General features: G+C 71.1%; 10 protein-coding genes. 6 read left to right on the top strand and 4 right to left on the bottom strand.

The genetic code is table 11. The annotated features are described in order from the left end of the window. Positions 1-486 precede the first annotated feature (486 nt). The 5 genes from ACWCP2_RS32365 (at position 487) to rarD (ending at position 7176) form a co-directional block, all read left to right on the top strand. Positions 487-1800 carry a sensor histidine kinase gene (locus ACWCP2_RS32365; protein WP_450912122.1) on the top strand — a complete coding sequence of 438 codons (1314 nt, stop codon included), beginning with the start codon at positions 487-489 and terminating at the stop codon, positions 1798-1800. A gap of 326 nt (positions 1801-2126) precedes the next feature. Further along, complete coding sequence (locus ACWCP2_RS32360; RefSeq protein ID WP_450912124.1) at positions 2127-2786, top strand: response regulator transcription factor; 660 nt, start codon at positions 2127-2129, stop codon at positions 2784-2786. A gap of 144 nt (positions 2787-2930) precedes the next feature. Further along, positions 2931-4910, top strand: a complete 1980-nt coding sequence (locus ACWCP2_RS32355; protein WP_450912121.1) for a 2-oxoacid:acceptor oxidoreductase subunit alpha — start codon at positions 2931-2933, stop codon at positions 4908-4910. Further along, positions 4903-5970: a 2-oxoacid:ferredoxin oxidoreductase subunit beta gene (locus tag ACWCP2_RS32350; RefSeq protein WP_450912120.1), complete on the top strand. Its 1068-nt coding sequence runs from the start codon at positions 4903-4905 to the stop codon at positions 5968-5970. Before ACWCP2_RS32355 ends, ACWCP2_RS32350 begins: the two co-directional genes overlap by 8 nt. A gap of 234 nt (positions 5971-6204) precedes the next feature. After that, positions 6205-7176 carry an EamA family transporter RarD gene (gene rarD / locus ACWCP2_RS32345; RefSeq protein WP_450912119.1) on the top strand — a complete coding sequence of 324 codons (972 nt, stop codon included), beginning with the start codon at positions 6205-6207 and terminating at the stop codon, positions 7174-7176. 78 nt (positions 7177-7254) lie between these two features. Here rarD and ACWCP2_RS32340 read toward each other — a convergent pair whose 3' ends face one another. After that, the gene (locus ACWCP2_RS32340; protein ID WP_450912118.1) at positions 7255-7653 is read right to left on the bottom strand and encodes a DUF6193 family natural product biosynthesis protein; all 399 of its coding nucleotides are present in this window, start codon (positions 7651-7653) and stop codon (positions 7255-7257) included. 192 nt (positions 7654-7845) lie between these two features. On the opposite strand from ACWCP2_RS32340, the gene ACWCP2_RS32335 reads away from it, so the two are divergent. Continuing rightward, the gene (locus ACWCP2_RS32335) at positions 7846-9162 is read left to right on the top strand and encodes a M28 family metallopeptidase (RefSeq protein ID WP_450912117.1); all 1317 of its coding nucleotides are present in this window, start codon (positions 7846-7848) and stop codon (positions 9160-9162) included. A gap of 80 nt (positions 9163-9242) precedes the next feature. On the opposite strand, the gene ACWCP2_RS32330 is transcribed toward ACWCP2_RS32335, so the two are convergent. From ACWCP2_RS32330 to ACWCP2_RS32320, 3 genes are all read right to left on the bottom strand, one after another. Further along, positions 9243-9659 (bottom strand): hypothetical protein, encoded by a 417-nt coding sequence (locus ACWCP2_RS32330; protein WP_450912116.1) that lies wholly within the window; start codon positions 9657-9659, stop codon positions 9243-9245. Then, positions 9656-9859, bottom strand: coding sequence for a ribbon-helix-helix domain-containing protein (locus ACWCP2_RS32325; RefSeq protein ID WP_239516343.1), 204 nt, complete (start codon positions 9857-9859; stop codon positions 9656-9658). Before ACWCP2_RS32325 ends, ACWCP2_RS32330 begins: the two co-directional genes overlap by 4 nt. Before the next feature lie 113 nt (positions 9860-9972). Continuing rightward, positions 9973-11235, bottom strand: a complete 1263-nt coding sequence (locus ACWCP2_RS32320) for a LolA family protein (protein WP_450912115.1) — start codon at positions 11233-11235, stop codon at positions 9973-9975. Positions 11236-11461: the final 226 nt, after the last annotated feature.

The raw sequence follows: 11461 nt of genomic DNA, 5'->3' as shown, positions 1-11461 counted from the left end.
GGCTGGACGATCCAGCCCCTCCGGCGTGTGAGGAGCGGGGGTCCGGGCGGAGCCCGGGGAACGGTGGAAGGGCGGGTAGGGGACCCAGCCCCGCAGGGCGCCCGGTCGAGGACGGGCAGGGACGGCTCGCGACCGGGCGGGACGGGACGGGGGCGGCGGGGCGGAGTGCGGCAGGACGGAGTGCGGCGCGGCAGGGCACGCCGGCCCGGGAAGAGCCGGGGACGGGCCCGGGATGAGCCGGGACGGGCAGGGACGGCTCGCGGCCGGGCGGGCCGGGACGGGGGGCGGCGCGGCAGGGCACGCCAGCCCGGGATGGCCCGGGATGGGCCGGGCCGGGCTCGGGGGGAGGCAGCCCGGCTGAAGGTGGGGTGCGGGGGGCGGGGTGGGGTTAACCCCCCGGCGGAGAGGCCGACCTGCCGGATGGTTGCCGCAGGGGGCTGCGCGGGAGGGTGGGGGGACACAGTGGAGGAAGGGCGGGTCGGCGACATGAGCAATGGCAGCAGCGGTATCGGCAGGGTGGTGCGGGCTCCGTTCGAGGGGCGGACCTGGCGGGAGTTCGGGTACCTGATGCTCGGGCTGCCGCTCAGCACGCTGTACTTCTCGCTCGCCATCACCGGTGTCAGCCTCGGCGCCGGGCTGCTCGTCACCTTCCTCGGGGTGCCGGTGCTGGCAGGGGTGCTGGCCATGTGCCGCGGGTTCGGGCGCGTGGAGCGGGCCCGGGTGCGCGGGATGCTCCGCCACGACATCGCCGAGCCCGCGCCGGTCAAGGCCGCCAAGGGCGGGGCCATCGCCTGGATGGCGGCGCTGCTCAAGAGCGGGAGCGCCTGGCGGCACGTGCTGTACTCGGTGGTCCACTTCCCGTGGGCGGTGACCGCCTTCTGCGTGGCCCTGACGTTCTGGGCCTACGGCTGGGCCATGCTGCTGTACCCGCTCTGGTTCTGGGTGTTCCCGGCCTTCACCGATCAGCCGGGGCTGCAGGTCTTCCAGAACGACGACTACTCCTTCTATCTGGACTCCCCCCTCGCCATCGTCGTGACCTGCGCCGTCGGGCTGGCCTTCACGCTCGCCACCCCCTGGGTGATCCGCGCCCTGACCACCGCCGACCGGGTGCTCGTCGCCGGGCTCCTCGGGCCGTCGCGGCTCGCGAACCGGGTGAGCGAACTGGAGTCCGACCGCGGCGTCATGGTCGACACGGCTGCGGCCGACCTGCGGCGCATCGAGCGCGATCTGCACGACGGCGCACAGGCCCGGCTGGTGGCGCTGGCCATGGACCTGGGGCTGGCCAAGGAGAAGCTGGCGCAGGACCCGCGCGCCGCCGCGCAGATGGTGGACGAGGCGCACGGGGAGGTGAAGATCGCCCTGCAGGAGCTGCGGGACCTGGCCCGCGGAATCCACCCGGCGGTGCTCACCGACCGGGGGCTGGACGCGGCGCTCTCCTCGGTGGCCTCCCGGTGCGCGGTGCCCGTACGGGTGGCCGTGGATCTGCCCTCGCGGCCGGCGGCGGCGATCGAGGGGATCGCGTACTTCACGGTGTCGGAGCTGCTGCAGAACGTGAGCAAGCACGCGAAGGCCCGTACGGCCGGGGTCGACGTGTGGAAGTCCGGCGAGCGGCTGCTGATCCAGGTGGCCGACGACGGTGTGGGCGGAGCGGGAGCCGGAGAAGGAGCGGGCGAAGGAGCCGGTTCGGGGCTGGCCGGGCTGGCCGAGCGGCTCGACGCCGTGGACGGGGTGCTGGTCGTGGACTCCCCCGCCGGAGGCGGGACGACCGTCACCGCCGAGCTCCCCTGGCGCACCGTCTGACACTCCCCCCCCCTGATCCCGATCACAGACACCGCAGACACAGGTGACCGCACGGATGCCCCCCCCATGTGGGGGTGTCCGTGCGGTCATCCGTGTCTGCGATCGGCCCTCGCGGGTGCCGTTCGCCCCGCCGCGTCCGGGGGCCAAAGGCCCCACTTTCGGAGCCGGTGGCTCCGGAAGGCCTCCGGGGGCCGGAAACCGCCGGTCCGGGGGTGCGCGTTGATCGTGATCCGGCTATATCCGGGCTCAAGACTGGGATGCTTGGCTGAGTCAGGGAAACACGGGGTTCGAGTGGACGCGGGAGCAGCGAAGTCGTGGAAGACAGGGTGCGGGTGGTCATCGCCGAGGATTCAGTGCTGCTGCGTGAGGGCCTGACCCGGTTGCTGACCGACCGGGGGCATGACGTCGTCGCAGGCGTCGGGGACGCGGAAGCCCTGATCAAGACGGTGGCGGAGCTGGCCGCGGAGCATGCGCTGCCGGACGTGGTGGTGGCCGATGTGCGGATGCCGCCGACGCACACCGACGAGGGAGTACGGGCCGCCGTGCGGCTGCGGCGCGATCACCCCGGGATAGGTGTGCTCGTGCTGTCCCAATACGTGGAGGAGCAGTACGCCACCGAGCTGCTGGCCGGCTCCAGTACCGGGGTGGGGTACCTGCTGAAGGACCGGGTGGCCGATGTGCGCGAGTTCCTCGACGCCGTCGTCCGCGTGGCCCGGGGCGGTACCGCGCTGGACCCGGAGGTGGTGGCGCAGCTGCTCGGGCGCAGCCGCAAGCAGGACGTGCTGGCGGGGCTGACCCCGCGCGAGCGCGAGGTGCTCGGGCTGATGGCCGAGGGGCGGACCAATTCCGCGGTGGCCAAGCAGCTGGTGGTGAGCGACGGCGCGGTGGAGAAGCACGTCAGCAACATCTTCATGAAGCTGGGACTGTCACCCAGTGACGGGGATCACCGGCGGGTGCTGGCCGTTCTCACCTACCTAAGATCTTGATCAACTGACACTCTGTCAGGCAAGGCCGGATTCGGACAGACCGCCGAAGGGGCGGTCCAGAAAATGAGCAGCCCGGGGAAGCGATCCCTACGGTCGTAGGGTGGACCTTGGGCAGTGCTCACGCCTCGAAGGAGGTCCAGTTCAGTGACCAGCCAGGTCAGTAGCCCAGCCGAACAGTCCGACGGGGCCGAAGGCGCAGTCGTCGGCGAGCAGCGGACGTCCCCGGGCCCGGACGGCGAACCCGCAGGTCATGCGGGCCACGAGGCCCCCGCGAAGGAAGTACGCCGGCTCGATCGGGTGATCATCCGCTTCGCGGGTGACTCCGGTGACGGCATGCAGCTCACCGGTGACCGTTTCACCTCGGAAACCGCCTCCTTCGGCAACGACCTCTCGACGCTGCCGAACTTCCCGGCCGAGATCAGGGCGCCCGCCGGCACCCTCCCGGGTGTGTCGTCCTTCCAGCTGCACTTCGCCGACCACGACATCCTGACGCCGGGCGACGCCCCGAACGTCCTGGTGGCGATGAACCCGGCGGCGCTGAAGGCGAACATCGCGGACGTGCCGCGCGGCGCGGAGATCATCGTCAACACCGACGAGTTCACCAAGCGCCCGATGGCCAAGGTCGGCTACGAGACCTCCCCGCTGGAGGACGGCTCGCTGGAGGCCTACAACGTCCACCCGGTGCCGCTGACCACCCTCACGGTCGAGGCGCTGAAGGAGTTCGGGCTCTCCCGCAAGGAGGCCGAGCGCAGCAAGAACATGTTCGCGCTCGGACTGCTGTCCTGGATGTACCACCGGCCCACCGAGGGCACCGAGACCTTCCTGCGGCAGAAGTTCGCGAAGAAGCCGCAGATCGCGGAGGCCAACGTCACCGCCTTCCGGGCGGGCTGGAACTTCGGCGAGACCACCGAGGACTTCGCCGTCTCCTACGAGGTGGCCCCGGCCACCCGCGCCTTCCCGACCGGCACCTACCGCAACATCTCCGGGAACCTCGCCCTGTCCTACGGGCTGATCGCGGCGAGCCGCCAGGCCGATCTGCCGCTCTACCTGGGCTCGTACCCGATCACCCCGGCCTCGGACATCCTGCACGAGCTGAGCAAGCACAAGAACTTCGGCGTACGGACCTTCCAGGCCGAGGACGAGATCGCCGGCATCGGCGCGGCGCTGGGCGCGGCCTTCGGCGGCGCGCTCGGCGTGACCACCACCTCCGGCCCGGGCGTGGCCCTGAAGTCCGAGACGATCGGCCTCGCGGTCTCCCTGGAGCTGCCGCTGCTGATCGTGGACATCCAGCGCGGCGGCCCCTCCACGGGCCTGCCGACCAAGACGGAGCAGGCCGACCTGCTCCAGGCCATGTACGGGCGCAACGGCGAGGCCCCGGTGCCGATCGTCGCCCCGCGCACGCCGGCGGACTGCTTCGACGCCGCGCTGGACGCGGCCCGGATCGCGCTGACCTACCGGACCCCGGTGTTCCTGCTCTCCGACGGGTACCTGGCCAACGGCTCCGAGCCCTGGCGGATCCCGGACGTGGCGGACCTGCCGGACCTGGGGGTCCAGTTCGCCGCCGGACCCAACCACGAGCTGGCCGACGGCACCGAGGTCTTCTGGCCGTACAAGCGCGATCCGCAGACCCTGGCCCGCCCCTGGGCGGTCCCGGGCACGCCGGGGCTGGAGCACCGGATCGGCGGCATCGAGAAGCAGAACGGCACGGGCAACATCTCGTACGACCCGGCCAACCACGAGTTCATGGTCCGCACCCGCCAGGCCAAGATCGACGGCATCCTGGTCCCCGACGTGGAGGTCGACGACCCGGACGGCGCGCGGACCCTGGTGATCGGCTGGGGCTCGACGTACGGGCCGATCACGGCCGCCGTACGCCGGCTGCGGCTCGCCGGGCTCCCCATCGCGCAGGCCCACCTGCGCCACCTCAACCCGTTCCCGAGGAATCTGGGTGAGGTCCTGAAGCGTTACGACAAGGTAGTGGTGCCGGAGATGAACCTCGGGCAGCTCGCGACCCTCCTGAGGGCGAAGTACCTGGTCGACGCGGCGTCGTACAACCAGGTCAACGGCATGCCGTTCAAGGCCGAGCAGCTCGCCAACCATCTCGAGGAGGCCATCAATGACTGAGGTGACCGACAGCCCGACCCTGCTCTCGCTGGTGCCCAAGGCGGCCGCCAAGCAGTCGATGAAGGACTTCAAGTCGGACCAGGAGGTCCGCTGGTGCCCCGGCTGCGGCGACTACGCGGTGCTCGCCGCCGTCCAGGGCTTCATGCCGGAGCTGGGGCTGGCGAAGGAGAACATCGTCTTCGTCTCGGGCATCGGCTGCTCCTCGCGCTTCCCGTACTACATGGACACGTACGGGATGCACTCCATCCACGGCCGCGCCCCGGCCATCGCCACCGGGCTCGCGACCTCGCGCCGCGACCTGTCGGTCTGGGTGGTCACCGGTGACGGGGACGCGCTCTCCATCGGCGGAAACCACCTGATCCACGCCCTGCGGCGGAACGTCAACCTCAAGATCCTGCTGTTCAACAACCGGATCTACGGGCTGACCAAGGGGCAGTACTCCCCCACCTCCGAGGTCGGCAAGATCACCAAGTCGACCCCGATGGGCTCGCTCGACGCCCCCTTCAACCCGGTCTCGCTCGCGATCGGCGCGGAGGCCTCCTTCGTGGCCCGTACGGTCGACTCCGACCGCAAGCACCTCACCGAGGTGCTGCGCGCGGCGGCCGCCCACGAGGGCACGGCGCTGGTGGAGATCTACCAGAACTGCAACATCTTCAACGACGGCGCCTTCGAGGTCCTCAAGGACCACGAGCAGGCCCAGGAGGCCGTGATCCGCCTCGAACAGGGGCAGCCGATCCGCTTCGGCGTGGACAACGCCCAGGGCGTGGTGCGCGACGTGGCCACCGGCGACCTGGAGGTCGTGACGGTCACCCCGGAGAACGAGTCCCGGATCCTGGTCCACGACGCCTCCTCGGCCTCCCCGACCAACGCGTTCGCGCTGTCCCGGCTGGCCGACCCCGACACGCTGCACCACACGCCCATCGGGGTGTTCCGCAACGTGCGGCGGCCCGTCTACGACACGCTCATGGCCGATCAGCTGGAGACGGCCGTGGACCGCAGCGGCAAGGGCGACCTGGGCACGCTGCTGAACGGGAACGACACCTGGACGGTGGTCGGCTAGCCGGGCGTGAGGCCTCCGCCCCGGCCCACCGGAGCCCGGACCCGCAGGCAGGGTCCGGGCTCCGCCGCGTACCGGGCTCCGTCGCGGACCGGGCTCCGCCGCGTACCGGACGCCGGGCGTACCGGACGCCGGGCCTCCACCCGAGTGTCATGAGCATCTCGCCGGACACTAATGACTTTCGGGGCGCGCGGCGCTACCGTCGTCAGGTTGGCTTGAAGTAGCTCTGGAGGTCCCGTGACGGCACAGAACGACCAGCGCACCGGGCTGCTCTACGGCTTCGCCTCGTACGGGATGTGGGGGATCGTGCCCCTCTTCTGGCCGCTCCTCCAGCCCGCCGGAGCCGTCGAGATACTCGCCCACCGCATGGTGTGGTCCCTGGCCGTGGTCGGCGTGGCGCTGCTGGCCCTGCGGCGCTGGGGCTGGGTCCCGGAGCTGCTGCGCCAGCCCCGCAAGCTCGCCCTCACGGCGGTGGCCGCCGCCCTGGTCACCGTGAACTGGGGCGTGTACATCTGGTCGGTCAACAACGGCGCGGTCGTCGAGGCGAGCCTCGGCTACTTCATCAACCCCCTGGTCACCATCGCGCTCGGCGTCCTGGTGCTCGGCGAGCGCCTGCGCCGCACGCAGTGGGCGGCGGTCGGGATCGCCGTCACGGCCGTGCTGGTCCTCGCCGTCGGGTACGGACGGCCGCCGTGGATCTCGCTGATCCTGGCCTTCTCCTTCGCCCTGTACGGGCTGATCAAGAAGCAGCTCGGCATGGGCGGCCTGGAGTCGCTGACCGCCGAGACCGTGATCATGTTCCTGCCCGCCCTCGGCTACCTGCTGTGGCTCGGCTCGCGGGGCGAGTCCACCTTCACCGCGCAGGGCCCGGGGCACGCCGTCCTGCTGGCGTCGGCCGGGCTGGTCACCGCGATCCCGCTGATCTGCTTCGGCGCCGCGGCGATCCGGGTCCCGCTGTCCACCCTCGGACTGCTCCAGTACATGGCCCCGGTCTTCCAGTTCGGCCTCGGTGTCCTGTACTTCCACGAGGCCATGCCGCCCGCGCGCTGGGCCGGCTTCTCCCTGGTCTGGGTCGCCCTGTCGATCCTCACCTGGGACGCCCTGCGCACCGCCCGCCGCTCGCGCGTCCTGCGGCCGGGCGGACCGGCGGGGTCCCGGCCCGCGCCGCTGCCGGCGCCCCTCCCGGCCCCGGCGCGCGAGAGCGCGTAGGACCGGGACCGGAGCCGGCGGCACCGACGGGCGCGTCCCCGGACGCGCCCGTCCGCACGTCCGCCGGACCCGGGCGGCCTACGCCTCCATCGGCAGCCCCGTGGCGGCGAGCCGCAGGCGGGCCGGTACGTGGGCGAGCACCAGGGTCACGGCCTCCGCGGCCGTGGCGGCCTCGCCCACCTCCGCGGAGGGATCGCGCCGCATGACGCGGAACCGCCCGTCGGGCAGCGGGATCACGAAGGGGACCGCGACCTCGTAGGGGAAGCGGGTCGTGCTGCTGAAGTTCACGTGGCCGTGGCTCGTGTACGGGTACAGCTGCCGCAGGATCGGGTCCTCGTAGGCCGCCTCCAGCACCGCGATGGTGCCGGTGCGCCAGTCCTCGGAACCGAGGCGCTCCAGCCTGTCCGCCCATGCCCGCCGCGTGCCGGCCCACTGGGCCTCGACGACCGCCGCACGGGTCTCTTCGTTCACGTTCATCCCCCCAGTGTGCTCCCGCACCGGCCCCGGGGGCGGCTCCGTCCGCTTTCCGAACGGGTGTGACCGGATTGAGGTCTTGACGGACTGTCATGTCCTCGCTGACCATCAGGCTCGCACTGACGCACGTTGCTCACTTGTTCCACCCCGCACGTTTCCGCACACATCCCCAGTACGGAATCCCGGAGCCCCCACATGAGCCTGTCCGTCTCCCGCCGTCTGGCCGCCGTGACCGCCCTCGCGGTCGCCGGCCTCCTCTCCGCCACCGCCCCCTCCGCACTCGCCACGCCGGCCTCGGTCGCCGCCGCGCCCACGCCGCCCGACATCCCGGTGGCCAACGTCAAGGCGCACCTGACGCAGCTGCAGTCCATAGCCACCGCCAACGGCGGCAACCGCGCCCACGGCAAGGCCGGTTACAAGGCCTCGGTCGACTACGTGAAGGCCAAGCTGGACGCGGCCGGTTTCACCACCACCCTGCAGACCTTCACCTCCAGCGGCGCCACCGGCTACAACCTGATCGCCGACTGGCCGGGCGGGGACCCCAACTCGGTCCTGATGTCCGGCTCGCACCTGGACTCGGTCAACGCGGGCCCCGGCATCAACGACAACGGGTCCGGCTCGGCCGCGATCCTGGAGACCGCACTGGCCGTCTCGCGCGCGCAGCTCCAGCCGACGAAGCACCTGCGGTTCGGCTGGTGGGGCGCGGAGGAGCTGGGCATGATCGGCTCGAAGTACTACGTGAACAACCTGCCGGCCGCGGAGAAGTCGAAGATCTCCGGCTACCTGAACTTCGACATGATCGGTTCGCCGAACCCGGGCTACTTCGTCTACGACGACGACCCGACCATCGAGCAGACCTTCAAGAACTACTACGCGGGCATCGGCGTCTCCACCGAGATCGAGACCGAGGGCGACGGCCGCTCCGACCACGCGCCGTTCAAGAGCGCCGGGATCCCCGTCGGCGGCCTGTTCTCGGGCGCCGACTACACCAAGACGGCGGCTCAGGCCACGAAGTGGGGCGGCACCTCCGGTCAGGCCTTCGACCGCTGCTACCACGCCTCCTGCGACACCTCGGCGAACATCAACGACACCGCCCTGGACCGCAACTCCGACGCGATCGCCTACGCGGTCTGGAACCTCGGGGCGGCCACCCCAGTCCCGCCGGGCAAGTCCTTCGAGAACACCACGGACGTCACGATCCCGGACTCCCCCGCCGCCGCGGTGAACTCGCCGATCACGGTCTCGGGCGTCACGGGCAACGCCCCGGCCACCACCAAGGTCGACGTGAACATCGTCCACACCTACAGCGGTGACCTGGTGGTCGACCTGGTCGCCCCGGACGGCAGCGTGTACAACCTGCACAACCGCACCGGCGGCAGCGCGGACAACATCGTCAAGACCGTCACGGTCAACGCCTCCTCCGAGGTCGCCAACGGGGTCTGGAACCTCCGGGTCAAGGACGCGGCGGCGCAGGACGTCGGCTACATCAACAGCTGGAAGATCACCTTCTAGGACGCCGCCCCGCCGAGCGGTCCAGTCCTTCAGGAGCTCCGGCACGATCCGATGGGATCGCGCCGGAGCTCCGGCACGTCCTACGTGTCCTGCGCGAGGCCCCGTAGCGAGACCGACAGCGGGTCCTGGATCCGGGCCCGCAGCTCCTCCGCGACCGCGGCGACATCGGCCTGCCCCAGCTTCGCGGCCTCCACCAGATCGCCGAGTTCCTCCGGCGACGGCAGCTGCTTGGCTCCGGCGACCCGCAGGTAGGAGCGGGTGGCGGCGGCGGCGTAGAACTCGTTCATCGGGGATTCCAGCGCCGGGCACACCGCGAGCGTGTGCAGAAACGCCGCGGCCCGCCACGCGGTGTCCGGGGCGGGCTGCTCGGGGACCAGGACGAGGTCGTTCTGGTGCCGGGCCACGGCGGCGGCCACTCCGGAGGGATCCCACACGGCGGGATCGGACGGGAGATGGTGAGCCAGGGCCGTCCAGGCCCACTCCATGGTGATCTTCAATGCCCGAACCGCTCCTGGAAGTAGCCCCAGTGGTCGGCGAACTCCTCTATCCCGGACAGGAAGTTCTTCCGGTCCTCGTCGAGCTCGCGTTCCGTGACTTCGGTGATCAGCGCGGTGACCGTCGTGCCCAGGGCCGCCGCTCGCGCCTTCAGGCGTTCGTGGAACTCTTCTTCCAGGCGGATGGTGACGTGTCTCGACATGCTTTTCACGGTACAGCGGGGCTGCTGTACGCAGGGCGGGAACGGCACAAGGGTGGGCAGGGACACAGTCCCCGCCCACCCTCGGACAGCCGCTTCGGCGCCGTGCGCCCCGGTTACTTGTTGGCGTCGGCCGCCTTCACCAGCTCGGCCTTGGTGACCGCGCCGACGTAGACCTTGCCGTCGTCGGTGATCAGCGCGTTGACCACGCGGGTCTTCAGGACGCGGCCCGCCCCGAACTTCCCGGAGACCTTCTCGCCGAGCGAGTCGAGGAACTGCGCGGCCCCCTTGGGCGCGTTCTTGTCCTTGGCCGCGTCGTCCAGGCCCTTGAGGGTGTTGGTCGCGCCGGTCTCGATCCGGGCGATGGAGGTCCAGCCCTCGCCGAGGACCTTGGGCTCGCCCTGGGCGCCGTCGGCGCCGCCGGTCAGGCCGCCCAGGCCGGGGATGGCCTCGAGCGCGTCCAGGCCCTTGTCGGCGCCCTTGTCGGCGCCCTTGCCCTTGCCGTGCTCGCCGGGTGCGCCCTCGGTCACCTTGGCGTCCTTGGGCGGGGTGAAGGCGAAGGTGCCGGCGGCGGGCTTGGAGAAGTCGACCTTGGTGAATCCGGCGTCCACGATCGGCTTGCCGCCATCGGTGGAGAGCACCTGCACCCGCAGCGGCACGCCGTTCTTCGCGTCCACCGCGATCTTCACCGAGGCGACCGTGGAACCGGTCCCCTTCGGCTTCAGGACCAGCTGGTAGGCGTCGCGCCCGGCCACCTGGGCCGTGTCGCCCACGCTGATGGCGGTGGTCGGCCCGGCGGCCTTCAGGACCTCCTGGGCGATCTCCTGCGGGGAAGCCGGGAGGCCGTCCGCGCCCTTGCCCTTGTCGCCCTTGCCCTTGTCGCCCTTGCCGGACCGGTCCGCGTCCCCCTTGCCGGCGGGCGCCTTCTCGTGGAAGGCCTCCTTCGACTTGGAGTCGTATCCCCAGACGTCGTCGCCGTTGTGGACGAGGCTGTACTCGTCCTTGCCGTCCACGAACGTGAGCTTCTGGCGGTCGGGGCCGTCGGCCGCCACGCGGAAGGTGTGGGTGCCGCTCGCCAGCTGGGCGAGCTTGTCCTGCGGGTCGGCGGAGCCGCCGGTCACGCCGCCACCGCCGCCCAGCAGGCCGGCCGGAAGGCTCGGCAGTCCCAGGTCCGTGCTGATCTTGGCGCTGCCGGACAGCTGCTGCACGTCCGAGGCCGCGATCTTCTCGATGAGCTGCTGGGCCGTCACCTTCGGAAGGTCCGGTCCCCCGCCGTTCGCGAAGGCCGGAACCATCGCGATCGTGCCGGCGACCACACCGAACACCGCGACCGGTACGGCGTACCGAGCGGCCTTGCGGGTCTTTGCGTTCGTTGCCATGTCTGTCTGCCCTACCTCTGTGTGTACGGCGGCGACCTACCCGTCTTCTTGCGTGTACACGTCCACCCCGCGCCGCCAATCTCACCCGATCTGGTGGGGATGTGCCTCTATCTGACCAAAGAAGCGGGGGTCGGGGCGTCAGCCCCCGGAGCCAACTGTGCGTACGCCCCAGGGATGACATGGCGAGGGCCCGGCGTCCCCCACCCGTAGGGGTCGCCGGGCCCTC

Source organism: Streptomyces sp. NPDC002104 (assembly GCF_053593795.1).
This window is presented reverse-complemented; position numbering and strand designations above follow the sequence as displayed.